Annotated in this window: 14 protein-coding genes; 8 read left to right on the top strand and 6 right to left on the bottom strand. The window is 57.2% G+C overall.

The window, feature by feature from the left end; genetic code table 11:
- The first annotated feature begins 5 nt into the window (after positions 1 to 5).
- Positions 6 to 611 carry a hypothetical protein gene (locus tag ACTNA2_RS00070; RefSeq protein WP_441048152.1) on the top strand — a complete coding sequence of 202 codons (606 nt, stop codon included), beginning with the start codon at positions 6 to 8 and terminating at the stop codon, positions 609 to 611.
- 633 nt (positions 612 to 1244) lie between these two features.
- On the opposite strand, the gene sufU is transcribed toward ACTNA2_RS00070, so the two are convergent.
- The 5 genes from sufU to sufC are packed head-to-tail and all read right to left on the bottom strand — an operon-like array spanning position 1245 to position 6598.
- Positions 1245 to 1679, bottom strand: coding sequence for a Fe-S cluster assembly sulfur transfer protein SufU (gene sufU / locus ACTNA2_RS00065; RefSeq protein ID WP_427718807.1), 435 nt, complete (start codon positions 1677 to 1679; stop codon positions 1245 to 1247).
- Entirely contained in the window at positions 1672 to 2997 is a 1326-nt protein-coding gene (locus ACTNA2_RS00060) for an aminotransferase class V-fold PLP-dependent enzyme (RefSeq protein ID WP_441048151.1), read from the bottom strand. The genes sufU and ACTNA2_RS00060 overlap by 8 nt, the downstream gene beginning before the upstream one ends.
- The gene (locus ACTNA2_RS00055; RefSeq protein ID WP_441048150.1) at positions 2994 to 4373 is read right to left on the bottom strand and encodes a SufB/SufD family protein; all 1380 of its coding nucleotides are present in this window, start codon (positions 4371 to 4373) and stop codon (positions 2994 to 2996) included. The genes ACTNA2_RS00060 and ACTNA2_RS00055 overlap by 4 nt, the downstream gene beginning before the upstream one ends.
- Positions 4373 to 5785, bottom strand: a complete 1413-nt coding sequence (gene sufB / locus ACTNA2_RS00050; protein WP_427794570.1) for a Fe-S cluster assembly protein SufB — start codon at positions 5783 to 5785, stop codon at positions 4373 to 4375. Before sufB ends, ACTNA2_RS00055 begins: the two co-directional genes overlap by 1 nt.
- Positions 5786 to 5797: 12 nt before the next feature.
- The gene (sufC, locus tag ACTNA2_RS00045) at positions 5798 to 6598 is read right to left on the bottom strand and encodes a Fe-S cluster assembly ATPase SufC (protein WP_427747480.1); all 801 of its coding nucleotides are present in this window, start codon (positions 6596 to 6598) and stop codon (positions 5798 to 5800) included.
- A 223-nt stretch (positions 6599 to 6821) separates the two neighbouring features.
- On the opposite strand from sufC, the gene ACTNA2_RS00040 reads away from it, so the two are divergent.
- The 3 genes from ACTNA2_RS00040 to ACTNA2_RS00030 all read left to right on the top strand — a co-directional run bounded on the left by ACTNA2_RS00040 (position 6822) and on the right by ACTNA2_RS00030 (position 11041).
- The gene (locus ACTNA2_RS00040; RefSeq protein ID WP_441048149.1) at positions 6822 to 7253 is read left to right on the top strand and encodes an RrF2 family transcriptional regulator; all 432 of its coding nucleotides are present in this window, start codon (positions 6822 to 6824) and stop codon (positions 7251 to 7253) included.
- Between the two features lie 138 nt (positions 7254 to 7391).
- Positions 7392 to 9041, top strand: a complete 1650-nt coding sequence (locus ACTNA2_RS00035) for a hypothetical protein (protein WP_441048148.1) — start codon at positions 7392 to 7394, stop codon at positions 9039 to 9041.
- 203 nt (positions 9042 to 9244) lie between these two features.
- Positions 9245 to 11041 (top strand): AAA family ATPase, encoded by a 1797-nt coding sequence (locus ACTNA2_RS00030; protein WP_441048146.1) that lies wholly within the window; start codon positions 9245 to 9247, stop codon positions 11039 to 11041.
- A gap of 11 nt (positions 11042 to 11052) precedes the next feature.
- Here ACTNA2_RS00030 and ACTNA2_RS00025 read toward each other — a convergent pair whose 3' ends face one another.
- Positions 11053 to 11529: a hypothetical protein gene (locus ACTNA2_RS00025; RefSeq protein ID WP_441048145.1), complete on the bottom strand. Its 477-nt coding sequence runs from the start codon at positions 11527 to 11529 to the stop codon at positions 11053 to 11055.
- Between the two features lie 145 nt (positions 11530 to 11674).
- On the opposite strand from ACTNA2_RS00025, the gene ACTNA2_RS00020 reads away from it, so the two are divergent.
- The 4 genes from ACTNA2_RS00020 (at position 11675) to ACTNA2_RS00005 (ending at position 14495) form a co-directional block, all read left to right on the top strand.
- Positions 11675 to 11860, top strand: coding sequence for a hypothetical protein (locus ACTNA2_RS00020; protein WP_441048144.1), 186 nt, complete (start codon positions 11675 to 11677; stop codon positions 11858 to 11860).
- Between the two features lie 12 nt (positions 11861 to 11872).
- Positions 11873 to 12616 carry a glycosyltransferase family 2 protein gene (locus ACTNA2_RS00015; RefSeq protein WP_441048325.1) on the top strand — a complete coding sequence of 248 codons (744 nt, stop codon included), beginning with the start codon at positions 11873 to 11875 and terminating at the stop codon, positions 12614 to 12616.
- A 192-nt stretch (positions 12617 to 12808) separates the two neighbouring features.
- Positions 12809 to 13375: a hypothetical protein gene (locus ACTNA2_RS00010; protein WP_441048143.1), complete on the top strand. Its 567-nt coding sequence runs from the start codon at positions 12809 to 12811 to the stop codon at positions 13373 to 13375.
- A gap of 40 nt (positions 13376 to 13415) precedes the next feature.
- Positions 13416 to 14495 (top strand): acyltransferase family protein, encoded by a 1080-nt coding sequence (locus ACTNA2_RS00005; RefSeq protein ID WP_441048141.1) that lies wholly within the window; start codon positions 13416 to 13418, stop codon positions 14493 to 14495.
- Positions 14496 to 15706: the final 1211 nt, after the last annotated feature.

Raw genomic sequence — 15706 nt, 5'->3', positions numbered from 1 at the left:
ACAACATGAGTGCAGCCATGCAACGCCTGCTGTTGACGTATGCTCGTCGGTTCAATAAGCGTACCGGGCGATCGGGCTGCCTGTTCCGGGAACGTTTTGAGCGCCGCTCGCTCGATACCGACCGACAGGTGATGGAGGCTGTTCGCTCCGTTCACGCCAATCCGCAGGATGCGGGCATCAACCTAATTGAGCGTTATCCCTGGAGCAGCTTTGCGGAGCATCTGCGCGTTTACGACGGTGACGAGGCAGATGCTACGAGGGTATTTTCCGATCCTTCTTGCGTGCTTGAGCTTTTTGGTTCGGCTAAGGCCTTTATTGCCTATTCGCTTTCGACGCCCGACGGCGGCGATCCGGCGATGCGCGATTTGGTAGAGATGGAGTTGGAGCGGCGCGCCTTTGCCGACGAGTTGGCGAAGGGATGCGGGGTTGCGCTCCAGGGGGTTAAAGCGGCGCCGCCGGCGCAGCGTAATATCGTTATTCTTGGATTGCGCGATGCTGGTTTTACGGTGCGCCAGATTGAGCGGTATACGGGGATAAGCAAAAGTACCGCTTCTCGTATTGTGCGCGCCCGTGCTCGAACGGCGGTGCGGACTGATGACAGCCTGGGATAGGGCTGTCTGCCCACTGGGACCATCATTCTAAATGCTTGGACGTTAGCTACACTTCTAAATATGCATAGAATGATTGCCGTCTTGCATAAAACAATAGCTCAGTCCGGTTTTGCCCGTACCTACCCCCGTCCACGCCGTGCAAAAAGCGGAGTTTTCAGCATCGTAGTGCTGTCGGAACTGCTATAACCTTGCAACTTGCGGGCCCCGAGACAATTATTTGTCTGCCAATACGCCCCGAAGCACGCGTTTGCGTCCCCGTAGACCGTAATGCCTGTTCTAAAACGCAATATATACGCGCCCGAAGGCGCTAATTGATGCTCGTGATTTGTATGCACATAGCTTGGCGTGCTGAAAACTCGCAAAAATGCACGCCGCACCCTATGGGACCCGTCTGCGGCAGGCAGGAGGCGAGCCGGAGCCTAGTAGGACGGTGCCTGGCGCTTTGCTCGGCGTGCCCCGTGGCCCTGTGGCAAGCCTTTGGTACTGTGAAAAACGCTTGTGCTTGCGGTTGGCCGTGCGATAAATGACAGATTGGGCGCCGGAAGCGTGGCTGCGCGTGCGCTCGTTATGAAAAAGCCGAGCCGCCCGTATCGGGCGGCTCGGCAATCAAAAACCTTGGATTCGGGGCATCCGTTACTGGTTAGCCTGACCCTCGAGCATGCCGTCGAGGGTGCGCCAGGCGAGCTCGGCGCATTTGACGCGGGCGGGCATGTGTGAGATGTCCTGGAGCTGAGCAGCCTCGTCCAAGTCTTCCAAGTCTTCCTCGGAGAGCTCCTCGCCGCGGATCATGGCGAGGAAAAGCCCTGCCAGACGACGAGCCTCCTCGACCGTTTCGCCCGTGATGAGGTCGGCCATGATGTCGGCGCTGGCCTGGCTGATGGCGCAGCCGTGCCCGGTAAACGAGGCCTCCTCGATCACATCGTTCTCGACACGCAGCTGCAGGGTGAGCTCATCGCCGCAGCTGGGGTTGATGCCGTCGTGTTCGTGCGTGGGCGCATCCATCTCGTACTTGTAGTCGGGGTGGGAGTTGTGCTCCATAAACGTGGTGGAGGTGTACAGATTACCCATTGAACGTGCTCCAAACGTGATGCAGGCCGGCGATGAACTTATCGATATCGGCCTTGTCGTTGTAGAAGGCCACGCTGGCGCGGCAGCAGGCAAGGTTCTCGACGCCCAGCCAGGTGAGCAGCGGCTGCGCGCAGTGGTGACCGGCACGGATGCAGACGCCGTCCATGTCCATGATGCTCGCGACGTCGTGAGGGTGGATGCCCTTGACGTTAAAGCTGACGACCCCGTGGTGGTTGTCCCAATAGATGGAGCCGATGATCTGGACAAAGTCGAGCTGCATGAGCTCGCCCATCAGGTAGTGGACGAGTGCCTGCTCTCGTGCCTGGATGTTTTCGTAGCCCACCGTATTGACCAGGTAATCAAGCGCCGCGCCCGTGGCGAAGATGCCGGCGGCGTTCTGCGTACCGGCCTCGAACTTCTCGGGGACGGGCGCCCAGACGGCGTCCTGCTCGGTGACCGAATCGATCATCTCGCCACCGGTAAGCATGGGCGGCATGGCGTTGAGCAGATCCATCTTGCCCCACAGCACGCCGATGCCCATGGGGCCCATGGCCTTGTGCGCGCTAAAGGCAAAGAAGTCGGCGCCCAGATCGGCCACGTTGACCGGCATGTGCGGCAGCGACTGCGCGCCGTCGACGACCAGATAGCCGCCGTGCTTGTGCACGAGCTTGCCGAGATTCTTGACCGGGTTCTCGACGCCCAGCACGTTAGAGATCTGACCCACGGCCAAGATCTTGGTCTTGGGGCCCACCTTGGATAGAACCTCCTCGGTTGTGAGCTGACCGGTCTTGGTGGGGTAGAGGTAGACGAGCTTGGCGCCGGTCTCGCGGCAGACCTGCTGCCACGGAATCAGGTTGGAGTGGTGCTCCATGATGGTGATGACGACCTCGTCACCGGGTTCGAGCACCGTGGGCGCAAAGCTCTTGGCGACCAGGTTGAGCGACTCGCTCGTGTTGCGGGTGAAGACGATCTCGTTGGCCTGGGAGGCGCCGATGAGGTCGGCGATCTGCTGGCGGACCTTGGCGATGGCCTCGGTGGCCTCGACGGACAGCGAGTACAGGCCGCGCAGGGGGTTGGCGTTCATACGCTGGTAGAAGTCACGCTCGGCGTCGAGCACGCAGGCGGGGCGCTGCGCGGTGGCGGCGCTATCGAGGAAGGCGATCTCGGGGTGCTGCTGGAACAGCGGGAACTGCGCCTTGTAGGGATTGGTCTCGATGTCGACGGTAGGCCAGCCGCGCGAGGCCTCGTCGCTGGCGTCGAACTCCATGGGCTCGGGGGCAGTACAGGTATCGCATTTAACGTGCTCGGTGTCGATCATGCGAGCTCCTCCTCAAAGTTATCGATCAGGTTGTTGCCCAAGCGGACGACGGCGGCGCGGATGCGCTCGTCGGCGGCGGAAAGTGCGGCGTCCTCCAGCTTGGCACGGATGAACAGGTCCTCGGCGGCATTTTGGTCAAGGCCGCGGCAGGCGAGGTAGAACAGCTGCTCGTCGCGGACGTGGCCGATGGTGGCGCCATGGTTGCCGGCGACGTCGTCCTCGTCGCAGAGGATGACGGGAACGGTCTTGTTGTCGACGCCCTTGTTGGCCAAGAGCACCGTCTCGCGCTCGGTGCCGACGGCACCCTTGCAGCCGTGCACGAGGTCGATGGTGCCGCGGTAGACCTTCTTGGACGTGCCGGTCAGTACACCGTTGGCATCGATTTCGCACTCGGTCTTGCGGCCGCGGTGACGAAGTTCGTAGTTAAAGTCGCGCACCTGCTGGCGGGCGCCCAGGTAATCGGTATCGATCGTCACCTTGGCGGTGTCGCCCAGCAGGTCGCCGGCAAGGCCGGTGGCGCTGGCGCCAGCACCCAGTACGGTGTGCTGCACGTTGACGCGTGCGCCTTCGTCCAGGAACAGGCCGGTGTCGTCGAGCGTGATCCAGCTGTCGTCGAGCGTCTGCGTACAGGCAACGTTGACGGTGGCGTACTCGTGGGCGCACACACGCAGCACGGAGCCCACGACGCCTTCGCCGGTAACGGGGGAGTCCAGGGCGATCTGCAGGTTGAGCGTTGCCTGCGGACGGGCGACGACATCGATGGCGGCGATGGCAGCGGCGGCGTCGACGCCGCTCACGCGCACGGTGACCGTGGCACGGCCGTAGGCGGGCACATCGATGACGATGCGCTTGGTGGCGTGGTCGGCCAGATAGGTGTAGGCGGCCTCGCCCATGCCGGTCTCGAAGGCCTCGGCGGGGGAGAGCTCCTCCTCGAGCTTGATGGCGCCGGCCTGGTAGACGGAAGTGGCAGGCACGTCGAGCTCGGTCTCGGGTGTGATGCGGGCGCGATCGGCGGCGTCGCCGGGGGCGGAGGCGCGGCGCTCGGGGAAGCGCTCGGCCATGGCGTCCATGGCGGTGTCGAAGGCGTCGCCCGCACCATGGATCTGCTCGTCCAGGCCTTCGACCTCAACGGCCTCGGCAGGAGCGGCAGCAAGTTCGTCCGAAAGCTCGAGCTTGGTTTGGTTCATCTTGAGCCAACCCCATGTGGCAGCCGGCATCGCGTTGACGCCCCCGATCTCCTGCAGCACGCCGTCTCGGGGCTCCGACCCTCCTCGCGTACCTTTAGTACGCGTCGTCGGGCTCGTCGCTCCCGATACGTCGCACTGCAGAAGCTCGGATGACGTAAATGCGTTCGGCGTGTTGGTGGTCTGTTTCATTATCCGATCGCTCCTTCCATCTCGAGCTTGATCAGGTTGTTCATCTCGACGGCGTACTCCAGCGGCAGCTCCTTGGAGACCGGGTTGGCAAAGCCGTTGACGATCATGGTGCGGGCCTCTTCCTCCGAGATGCCGCGGCTCATCAGATAGAACACCTTGTCGTCGCCAATGCGGCCGATGGTGGCCTCGTGGCCGATGTCGACGTTCTTGGCGCGGATGTCCATGGCGGGGATGGTGTCGGAGCGGCTCTGGTCGTCGAGCATGAGCGACTGACAGCTCACGGTTGCCTTGGAGCCCTCGGCCTTGGGCGTGGCCACGATGGAGCTGCGGAAGGTCTGGATGCCACCGCTCTTGGAGATGCCCTTGGTCTCGACGGTCGCCGAGGTCTCGGGCGCGTTGAGTACGACTTTGCAGCCGGTATCGAGGTTCTGGCCGGCGCCGGCAAAGGTGATGCCGGTAAAGCTCGAGCGGGCGCGGCGGCCGTTGAGCACGCTCATGGGGTAGAGGTAGCCCACGTGGCTGCCGAAGGAGCCGCTGATCCACTCGATGTCGCCGTCCTCATCCACGCGCGCACGCTTGGTGTTGAGGTTGTACATGTTCTTGGACCAGTTCTCGATGGTCGAATAGCGCAGGTGCGCACGCTTGCCCACAAAGAGCTCCACAGCGCCGGCGTGGAGGTTGGCCACGTTGTACTTGGGCGCGGAGCAGCCCTCGATAAAGTGCAGGTCGGCGTCGTCCTCGACGATGATGAGCGTGTGCTCAAACTGGCCGGCGCCCTTGGCGTTGAGGCGGAAGTAGCTCTGCAGCGGAAAATCGAGCTTGGTGCCCTTGGGCACGTAGACAAACGAGCCGCCCGACCACACGGCGCCGTGCAGGGCCGCAAACTTGTGGTCGGTGGGCGGGATGAGCGTCATAAACTTCTCGTGGATGAGCGGCTCCCACCGCGGGTCGTGCAGGGCCTCCTCGATGCCGGAGTAGACGATGCCCATCTTGGACGCGGTGTCCTGCATGTTGTGGTAGACGAGCTCGGAGTCGTACTGCGCGCCGACGCCCGCCAGGTAGCTGCGCTCGGCCTCGGGGATGCCCAGGCGCTCAAAGGTGTTCTTGATGTCGTCGGGCACCGACTCCCAGTCGTGCTTTTGGTCGGTGTTGGGCTTGACGTAGGTGACGATGTTGTCCATGTCCAGGCCCTCGATGGAGGGGCCCCACGTCGGGTCGGGAAAACGGTTGAAAATCTCGAGGGACTTGAGGCGCAGGTCGAGCATCCACTGCGGCTCGTCCTTCTTGGCGCTGATCTCGCGCACGATGTCGGGCGTGATGCCGGCGTCGAGGCGCTCGAATCCCTCCTCGCCATAGGTGAAGTCGTAGAGGCTGCGGTCGATGTCCGCGACCTCGGTGCGGTTCTTGGTCATTGCGTCGCCCCTTTACGCCTGCTGCTCGGCAGCGACGGCCTCGGCCTGGGCGCGCTGCTCGGCAGCCTCGCGCTCGAAGGCCTCAAAGCCGTTCTTGTCGATCCAGGGGATCAGCGAGGCGTCGTCCTCGCGCACGATGTGGCCCTTGACCATAACGTGGACGCGGTCGACATCCAGGTGCTCCAGGATGCGCGTGTTGTGCGTGATGATGAGCATGGAACCGTTGCAGCTCTTGCGGTAGGCGTCCATGCCGTGGCTGACGGTGGACAGGGCGTCGACGTCCAGGCCGGAGTCGGTCTCGTCCAGGATGGCGAGTTTGGGCTGCAGCAGCAGAAGCTGGAGCATCTCGACCTTCTTTTTCTCGCCGCCCGAGAAGCCTACGCCCAGCTCACGGTTGAGGTAAGCGGTATCCATGTTGAGCTCGGCCGCGAGCTCCTTGACGCGACGGCGGAATTCCTTGCCCTTCATCTCCAGGCCGGGGCGGCCGGCGATGCTGGCGCGCAAAAAGCTCGACAGCGGCACGCCCGGGATCTCGACCGGAGCCTGGAAGCTCAGGAACAGGCCGGCGCGCGAACGCTTGTCGGTGGTGAGCTCGGTGATGTCTTGGCCGTCAAAGACGATGCGGCCGTTCTGCACGGTGTAGACGGGGTCGCCCATGACCAGGTGGCCGAGGGTGGACTTGCCGGCGCCGTTGGGCCCCATCAGCACATGGGTCTCGCCGGCGGCGACGTTGAGGTTGACGTTGTGGAGGATGGTCTTTTCGTCCACGGAGGCGGTCAGACCTTCGATGGAAAGCAGCGGATTTGCGCTCATGCTGTCCCTCTCTGTTTATGGTGTACTCATAGGTGTACTAAACCCTAGGAATCTTCTCGGAATAAAGTTACTATGGGTTCGGCGTTAGTCAAGGGAAAATCCGACTAATCCACTCGACTTTTCAGATGTGGGACATAATAGTCGGGATCGTCTGTCCCACACGCTTGGCATCGGGGGCAAACTCTGCTGATGATTTTTTCTCAAGCGCACCGGGAGGGTAGGTATGCTCATTTCTTCTAAGGGCCGCTATGCCCTCCGTTTGATGATTTATATCGCGGCGCTCGGTGACGCCGAGGGCAAAATCGCCCTGCGCGAGATTGCCGACCGTGAGCATATTTCGCAAAAGTATTTGGAGCAGCTGGTCCGTCCGCTTATGAAGGCGGGCCTGCTCAAGAGTGTGCGCGGTAAGGGCGGCGGCTACATGATGGCCGTGGACCCGGCCAAGGTGCGAGCCGGCGACATACTGCGCGCCGTCGAGGGCAGCACGGCGCCCGTCGCGTGCGATGGCATCGATAACAACTGCACTCGCAGCGATCTGTGCTCTACTGTGAAGTTCTGGCGCGGTCTGGACGACGTGATTGAAAAGTACGTCGACGGCGTGACGTTGGCCGACTTGGCGGCCGTGCCCGAGATTAACTTCGATATCAAGCTGTAACTCGAGCACAATTCCTTAAGATTTCGCGGAGGGTGTTACCGTTTGTCGAGTTGTTGTTGTACGACATCGGTCTTGCTGCGATACTTAAATCTATCTTTGCAAACTGCACTTTAACTACACCAATGCAAGGAGGATCTTATGCAGCCCAAGCATTCTGCGATTGTTGCCGGATTGACGCTGGCTCTTTCGTTTGGCGCCGTTGCCGCGCCCGCGCCCGCTGCTGCGGATGAGCCCACGCCGGGCGTTGCCTCGGATGCCACCGATATCGATAAGGGCCTTTATACCCAGCAGTCTTTCTCGGGCGTGCTGAGGTCGGTCCAAGGCGTCTCGTTTGTCAATGTGACCAGCGAGATGAAGTACTTTACCAAGTATGAGAGCCACGGCAACTATAACCAGGGCTTTTCGTATGGCGACGGCTATAACGCGCTGGGCTATTACCAGTTCGACCGACGCTGGTCGCTCGTCCCGTTTATGAAGCAGGTCTATAACTACAATCCTGCCAAGTACGGCATGCTTAAGTCTGCAATTGACCGCGGGGGCGATATCTCCAACGCAAGCAACCCCATGTATTCCAATGGCCAGCTGACGGAGCTGGGCCGCATTGCACAGGAGGCCTTCCAGGGCGCCTATAACGCCGATCCGGCTGAGTTCTCGGCGCTGCAAGATTCATATGCATACAACTCCTATTACGCGGTGACCGAGGCCTGGCTCAAGAGCGCGCTTGGTATTGATATCTCTGGCCGCGCCGATTGCGTCAAGGGTATGGTGTGGAGCATCACCAACATGTGCGGCACCTATGGCTGCCAGGACTTTTTCCGCTGGGCAAATCTTACAAACGATATGACCGACCGTGAATTTGTGACGGCGCTTTCCAGCAGCGTGGTCAATAACGTTGCCCGTAAGTACTCGAGCCAGCCGCAATATCACGAGGGCTGGAAGAACCGTTACAAGAACGAGCTTAAGGATTGCCTGGTCTATATTACCGAGGACGAGGCCGCGGCGACGCCGCCGGTCGAGCCTGAACCCGAGCCTGAGCCCAAGCCCGTGACTCCAGCGCCTAGCCAGGCGCCCGCCGCTCCCGTTGCTCCCTCTGGGCCTAGTGCCGATACCAATGGTGCTGACGAGGATACCGTCGATGCTCCTTCATACGATGCCGGAGCAAGCGACGGAAATGGCGATGTCGCATCGGGCGGCAGCGCGGGGTCTGCCTCGCCTTCGAATTCCGCAGATGCTGCGGCAGGGTCTGGTTCTTCCGCCGGTGGATCGACTGCCGGTTCGAGCGACTCGTCGACGAATGGCAAACCCTCTGCGAGCGAACAACTTGGCTCCATGTTTGGCTCCTCGCTGATGGTTGACATCAACAGCAGCTCGTCTTCCAAGAAGGATGGCTCCGACCAGGGCGCTACGGAAAAGACCGAGGATGCTAAGGGCGATTCGAAGGACGAGGGTTCTAAGGGGTCTGATTCCGACAAGGGCACGGAATCAGACGGTGCGGAATCGAAGGATCCCCGCCTTGATAAGGATGGCAAGCACACGGACGACAATGGGTCCAAGGGCCTGGTTGATGATGCCGCCGACCAGAACCAGGGTAAGACCAAGGTTGTGACTGCTTCAGCCACGACGACTGAGTCCTCTAAGGGCAGCATGCCCAAGACGGGTGACTTGATTTTGATGGCGAGCCTTGCCAGCGCGAGCTTGGCCACATTGGGCGCTACGTCTATTGTGAGCGGTAAGCATAAACTTGATCAGCAAAACAAAGACGCTGCGGAGAAAGACGCCCAAAAGTAGGCTCTCAGCGAGCGTTTTGCCTTAGCGATTCAAATAGGGGCCCGATGCGATAGCACCGGACCCCTATTTGTTGCGAATCGTTTTGTTATGCCCCCCTTTATGGAGCCACATCTACCGTTACCCGAATCATTTGTTGAACAACAAAATTGTTATCAAGATGGTCGCTAAAATGGCATCGTTATTATAAAAGGGGAGATAAAACGGTGTCTGAACAGGCAATGTATGATATTGATAACACCTTTGACGTGAAGTTGCTCAATCCCGGCGGAAATGCTGTTCTGCCGATTGATATTCATGATTTTGCCGATGCCGCCGATCATTGTGTTTTAGTTGATAAGACCATGTTTATTGCCGATATCTTAGATTGCGAATCGACTGTGGCGCTTTGTTGTCGGCCTCATGGTTTTGGCAAGAGCATGAACCTCTCCATGCTCAAATGTTATCTGGAGCGTCCTGTGCCCGGCTCGTCGAGCGTGAATCTGTTCATCGGTAGCCAAATATGGGACGCAGAAGATGGCATCTATCGTGATGAGTATGCACGCTATCCGGTCATTGCTTTGGATTTTTCTACTTCCTCCTATCGAGGCGCCGATGCCGAGGCCGCCATGCGCGATGCGGTCGCTCGTGAGTGCGCTCGTCTGTTGCCGCTGCTGGACGTTCCCGATTTAGCGCGCGGCGACGTGCGCCATATCGAGCGCGTAGCGCGTGGTGTTGCCGGTTCTGATGAAATCGATTCGGCTCTTGGCGTGTTAATCTTGCTCCTCCGTATGGCATGTGATGAACAGGTTGTGCTGCTGGTTGATGGGTATGACGCGGCGTTTACGAATCATATGCAGGCGAAGGGCGCCTATGGCTCGTGCTTTGTCGAGTTGCTTGACCGCTTGCTCTTTGAGGGCATTGTCTCCTCGATCGATTCTTTGCGGCTGGTTTGCTTGATGGGGGAGCGACCCGGCCCCGCACAGGCGGCATTTGCGCATCGCAACTGCCCGTATTGTTTGGCTTCTCCCTTGTCGAGCTGGTGCGATCGCCGCTTTGGTTTTTCGGATGCCGAAAACAGGGCGCTGCTAGATTGCACTGGTCAGAGCGACAGACTGGCTTGCGCGCGTGAATGGTTCGAAGGCTACCGGTTTGGCGGGTTCTATTGTTCGAACCCGGCTCGTGTGGTTGAGTTCTTGGCTCGGGGCTGCCTGCCGCCAACCCGCTTTGATGTATGTTGCTATGCCGATTGTCTGAACGAGACTGTGGGCGCCTGGGATTTAAGATGGCTTGCGGCAATGTTTGATTTGCTTAATCCGTATGGCTGTGTTGAGGCGCCACTGTGCTTGGACGCCGTGAAGCCTGATGCCGGGACAGCGGAAGGTATTTGGACCGATTTGTATTTGAGTGGACTCCTGACGACAGATGCGACTGATCGCCAGGCGGACGGCAGTCTGCCCCGCGCCCTGCGCCTTCCCAATAACGAGCTCCGGTATGCGATGCGTCATGTGATTATCGAATGGTTCGAGTGCGCTGCCGAGAGTGCCGAGACTATCGACGATTTCCAAGAGGGTCTTTGCCGCGGAGACGAGCGTGCAGTTAGGCGAGCTTTGGGCGTAATTATTAATGATTTGGGCGTCGATGGAGACGAGTCGGATTTGCTACTGGCTTTTCGTTTGGCACTGCAGGGTCTTTGTTTTGGGTTGCCTGGATATGCCGACCCTGTTACAAAACGAGCGCACGGTTCGGAGTTTGGGGGTTTCCAGGTGTTTCCGACCGCCAATACCTTTGATGCGGCGGATACACTTGGCATATTGGATAGCCGCCCGCTGATCTCGGTCAGCATGCTGTACGACCCCGATGTCGATGCGTTGGGCCTAGAGCTTCTGTCAGTGCAGGCATTGCTCGATATCGAACGGAGCGGTCTCGACGACATTCGCGTGCCGCGTCCTGCCGTGGGCCGCATGCGCTGGGGGTTTGGCTTTGATGGGCAACGAGTTGCCGTCGCATGTCAGAAGTTATAGGAGGGCCGGCTTTACTCGGTTTCCTTCATGGGCGGCATGGGCTTCCAGTTGGGGTCGCGTACGATCTTGCGGGCATCCTTCATGCCACGGCGCAGCGCCGGAATGCCGGTCTTAAAGCACTTGTCGACGGCGGCAAGGCGGATAAACTCCTTGCAGAAGGTCGCCACATTGCCCAAACGGAACAAAATGGGGTGGTAATCACCGTAGATCTGCATGTAGCGGGCCAAATAGCCGCGATTGCGCATGATGTAGTAGCGATTGGTGTCACTGGTGGAATTGAGCTGACGCTTACCGGCGATATCCCAGTTGGAGACGGCGCGGGCGCGCTTGAGCACCACATCGGCGACTACGACGGCAGGGAAGTGTTGGCTGGCGACATAGCCATAGCAGGCATCGTCGCCATAGATAAAGAAACGAGCGTCAGGCAGGCCGATCTTGTCGACAACACGGCGTGAGAACAGGCCGCCCTCAAAGCACAACTGGTTCATGGCGCGGTAGCCCTTGGGGCCCAGGTCCCACTTAGCGATGGGGTTGGGGATACCAAGCGAAAGGATGAGCTGGTACTGCCAAAAGAAGGCGCCGCCGTCAAAGTCCAGGCGCGAACCCTGGATGACGTCGTAGCGGTCGGTCCACTTGGCCAGGCGTTTTGCTTCGCTGGATATTTGCGGAACGGTCGAGGAGACTGAGACCCCATTTGTCTATTGCATGCGCTATGCTCTGCCTAAACCTGCGCCGCTGGTGAGCATTGTGATTCCGACCAAGGATCACGTCGAGACGCTCGATGCCTGCGTGATGTCGATTGCCGAGAATGCAACGTAAGTCAACTACGAAATCGTCTTGGTGGAGAACAACAGCGAAGATCCGGAGACGTTTGCGCATTACGAGGCCCTGCCGGAGCGCGTGCCTGCCGCGTCTGACGGTAAGGGTAGCGCTCGCGTTGAATACCGTCCAGGCGAGTTTAACTACTCCAAGATTATCAACTATGGCGTTGGGTGCGCTAAGGGTGACTGCCTGCTGCTCAACAACGATACCAAGGTTATAGTGCCAGGCTTTATCGAGGAATTGATGGGGTATCTGCAGCGCCCCGATGCGGGCGTGGCGGGTGCCAAGCTCTTCTTTACCGATCATCCGGTGCAGCACGATGGCATTTTGATTGGTGTGCGCGGCGCACTTGCCCATGCCAACCAGGATTTCTCGGCAAAGCGAGAGGGCTATCTTGCCCGCGCTGTACGTCCGGGCAACTTTAGCGCCGTAACGGGCGCCTGCCAGATGGTCCGACGCGACGTATTTGAGCAGATCGGAGGCTATAACGAGGAATTCGCCGTCGGTTTTAACGACGCAGACTTTTGCCTGCGCGTGTGGAAGGCGGGCTTCCGCACCATCTTTACGCCTTATGCCGAGCTGTACCACTACGAGTTCACCTCGCGTGGCAGGGAAGAGGCCGACGAGGAAAAGCTGCGCCGTTGGAAACGCGAACAGGCACTGTTCATGCAGCGCTGGCCGGAGTTCTTCTTGACGGGCGATCCGTGGTTGGGGCCGAATTTATCCGCTGAGAGCGAGTATTTCTCGTATTAAGGCAATGGTTTTTAGGAAGTCCTTAACTTTCTTTCGGTATGAGCTTGGAAGAAAGCAACATTGGAATACTTATTAAGACAAATTACGAAAGGTCGATACTTTCGCGATAAGTTTATACAGGCTTATATAACTCGATATTATCCGATATAAGTAGATATCGCACTTGCCTTTGCCGGCTTACCGGCCGGCGTTATGGATCTTATTAACGGCAAGGCGCTTACGTTCTTGCGTCGTGCCCTCCCCGAAGATCTGGCGCCTATCAACCAGGTGGAGGTAGCGCTCTCTATGGGCGATAGCTTTGTCGCGACTGGTTTGACCATAGAGGACGATCTTCTGTCGAGAGCCGCTGAGGCCACTAAGGGCTATGCCTATCTGGTGCAACTGGTCGGTTATTCCATTTGGCAGCGCGCCAACTTGCATCGTGCCAAAAGTGCCATTGTGAGCGAGCGCGACGTCACCGAAGGCATTGCGTTGGCAGAGGCTCGTTTTCACGATGTTGTTCACGAGCCCGCGATTTCTGGACTGGGGCTCAACGATATCAAATACCTTTTGGCCATGTGCGAGGATAAACAACAGTCCAAATCAGCCGAGATTGCTAAGCGCATGGGTAAAAAGACCAATGAGATCAGCTCTATTAGGGCCAAATTGCTACAAAGAGAGGTTATTCAGGCACCACAGAGGGGTTACGTGCAGTTTGCCGTGCCGGATTTAGATATTTATCTGCGAGAAAATGCCGAGGAGATTCTCGAGCGGTTCTAGGTCGAGGCTTAATTAGGTTTTGATTTTACTTGGGGGCATTATGGCAAAAATACGAGATTCCCGTATCGAATTACTTCGCATTGTCCTTATGTGGACGGTAATAGCTCATCATTTTGTTGTTCACAACGCTGATTCTGTTTCCGTATTTCCTGGTTCGTTTACTAGGTTTTTCTACAATATCTTTTTCTATCCAATTGGAAGAACTGCGGTCGGCTGTTTTGTTGCAATAACAATCTGGTTTGTTGCGGGGAAAGCTGGATACTCCATTAAACAAGCTGTCAAACAGATAGCTTCAATCGAAGGCACGGTTCTCTTTTATAGTATTGCGCTGGGTTTTTTCTTCATGCTTCGCGGCGATATTCAAGTAAGTCCAACCAATTTGATAGATATTTTTGCACCAATTCTTACTGGTTCTAGTTGGTGGTTTGTAACCGTCTATGCTTGGCTTGTATTTTTACTGCCCTTTTTAATTCCGGCTTTGCATGCGTTGGACCAGAAACTACATCTTTATCTATCAATCTTTCTGGTCTTCGCCTTTGGATTCCTGCGTTATGTGCCGCTCTTTTGGATTCCCATCGACGGGCTACTAGTGGATTTTATTATAATTTGCGTTCTTGTTTGCTATATTCGCTGGTATGTAGATTTGTCAACAGTGAATATAAGGCACTTGGTTGCTTGCTGCATTGCTTCTTTTGTTGGAGTTGCAATCTCGTTTTATGGTCAATTCCATTTTGATGGTTTGCTGGGCTCGACCTTTGCGAATTTGTATAACGGCTTTTTTGGTTCGCCGGCGTCTATTTTTTCACTAGTTATAGCCATCTCTGTCTTGTTGATCGATTTAAAAATGCCGCATTTTTCCTCCCGTTTCGTTAACACTGTTGCGAAACTGTGTTTTGCTACTTATCTTATTTCTGACTATGGGCCTATCCAAAATTGGATCTGGAGCTCGCAGTTTCCCTTTACGCGTGTCGGCGTTGGACTGGGAATGTTGCAGGTACTTCTGGTTCCAACAGCTGTGTTCACGATTTGCTTAATGTTGGAAGGTCTCAGGAAGCTCTTGATTGGTTTCATCATACGTTTTATCGGCCCTTTCGATTTGTTAAATAAAGCTTTGTCGTAGAACCAAGACTTTTGATATTTTCTTCCGCATACGTGATTTGAAGACGATCCCGCTACGCTGGTGGTGGAAAGATTGGGATTCCGAACCAGCGTTCACTGGTTGTAGCGGATTGGCCGATAATCATCTAGGAAAGCGCGTCGTGAGCACGAAAAACCTGTTAGAGGCATGGTAACGCCCACGGTTGTTGCAACTAAGACGACTATCACCGAGGCTGCTGTTAAGAAGCCGATCGAGCCGAAGGCTGACATGGTAACCGTTGCTAAGTTTCTGAGACCGTCGATGATGACTCGGTCGGCATGCCTCTGGTGCTGGTGTTGTTGGAGGCGCTATTAATTGCTGTAGAGGCTTCGGTTTAAATCAAGGAATCGAACCGGTTTCCACATCAATAGAATGCGCTGGCCGCATATGACGTATCGATATGGGCATGATATTGCGTTTTTTAATTTGCGGCCACAAAGATGCCTTTTGCAAAGCGTGGGGGCTATCTTGCCCGTGCTGTGCGCCCGGGCAACTTCAGTGCCGTGACGGGCGCCTACCAGATGGTCCTACGCGACGTATTTGAGCAGGTTTGAGGCTACAACGAGGAACTCGCCGCCGGCTTTAACGACGCAGACTTTTGCCCTCGGGTGTGGGTGGCCGGCTACCGCACCATCTTTACGCCCTATGCAGAGCTGTACCACCACGAGTTCACCTCGCGCGGCAGGGGAGAGGGCAACGAGGAAAAACTTCGCCGCTGGAAGCGCTAGCAAGCACTGTTCATGCGGCGCTGGCCTGAGTTCTTCTTGGATGGCGATCCGTGGCTCGGGCCGAACCTATCCTCCGACAGTGAGTACTTCTTGCTTTAGAGCGAAGTAATTTCAAGATCCGGCAAAGTGCCCTCAAGAGCTGCAAGAGCGGTGGGGTTCAAGTACTCCTCGTTCAAGCGGCTCTTGTCATATCGAAAACGTGCCTCAGATTTTTTACAGGTGGTTGTATTAAATTGGTTCGCTTATGTGCTCGGTTTGACTCAGAAGCTATTTGACGTAACGGTTGAGGTGTGGTGACTCATATTTAAATTGCAGCTACAAAGACACCTTTTATCGAATTCCCGTTGAAAAACTGATCGCGTGCCGAATGTTGGTGTAAGGGGCCGCTTCCCTGGCCGTAGAAAGCAGGAAGCGGTTATCGCCTAGAATCTTAATTGCTGAAGTTAGGATTCGTGGAAAGGCAAT

The organism is Collinsella sp. HCP28S3_E9, from assembly GCF_052065455.1.
Lineage (GTDB): Bacteria > Actinomycetota > Coriobacteriia > Coriobacteriales > Coriobacteriaceae > Collinsella.
The sequence above is the reverse complement of the archived record's forward strand: the minus strand, read 5'-3'. Positions and strand labels throughout refer to the sequence as shown.

Bases quoted from the DNA above. Each gene is read 5' to 3' on its own strand.
- ACTNA2_RS00070 (WP_441048152.1), top strand. From the start codon at position 6: ATGAGTGCAGCCATGCAACGCCTGCTGTTGACGTATGCTCGTCGGTTC.
- sufU (WP_427718807.1), bottom strand. From the start codon at position 1,679: ATGGGTAATCTGTACACCTCCACCACGTTTATGGAGCACAACTCCCAC.
- ACTNA2_RS00060 (WP_441048151.1), bottom strand. From the start codon at position 2,997: ATGATCGACACCGAGCACGTTAAATGCGATACCTGTACTGCCCCCGAG.
- ACTNA2_RS00055 (WP_441048150.1), bottom strand. From the start codon at position 4,373: ATGAAACAGACCACCAACACGCCGAACGCATTTACGTCATCCGAGCTT.
- sufB (WP_427794570.1), bottom strand. From the start codon at position 5,785: ATGACCAAGAACCGCACCGAGGTCGCGGACATCGACCGCAGCCTCTAC.
- sufC (WP_427747480.1), bottom strand. From the start codon at position 6,598: ATGAGCGCAAATCCGCTGCTTTCCATCGAAGGTCTGACCGCCTCCGTG.
- ACTNA2_RS00040 (WP_441048149.1), top strand. From the start codon at position 6,822: ATGCTCATTTCTTCTAAGGGCCGCTATGCCCTCCGTTTGATGATTTAT.
- ACTNA2_RS00035 (WP_441048148.1), top strand. From the start codon at position 7,392: ATGCAGCCCAAGCATTCTGCGATTGTTGCCGGATTGACGCTGGCTCTT.
- ACTNA2_RS00025 (WP_441048145.1), bottom strand. From the start codon at position 11,529: ATGAACCAGTTGTGCTTTGAGGGCGGCCTGTTCTCACGCCGTGTTGTC.
- ACTNA2_RS00010 (WP_441048143.1), top strand. From the start codon at position 12,809: ATGGATCTTATTAACGGCAAGGCGCTTACGTTCTTGCGTCGTGCCCTC.
- ACTNA2_RS00005 (WP_441048141.1), top strand. From the start codon at position 13,416: ATGGCAAAAATACGAGATTCCCGTATCGAATTACTTCGCATTGTCCTT.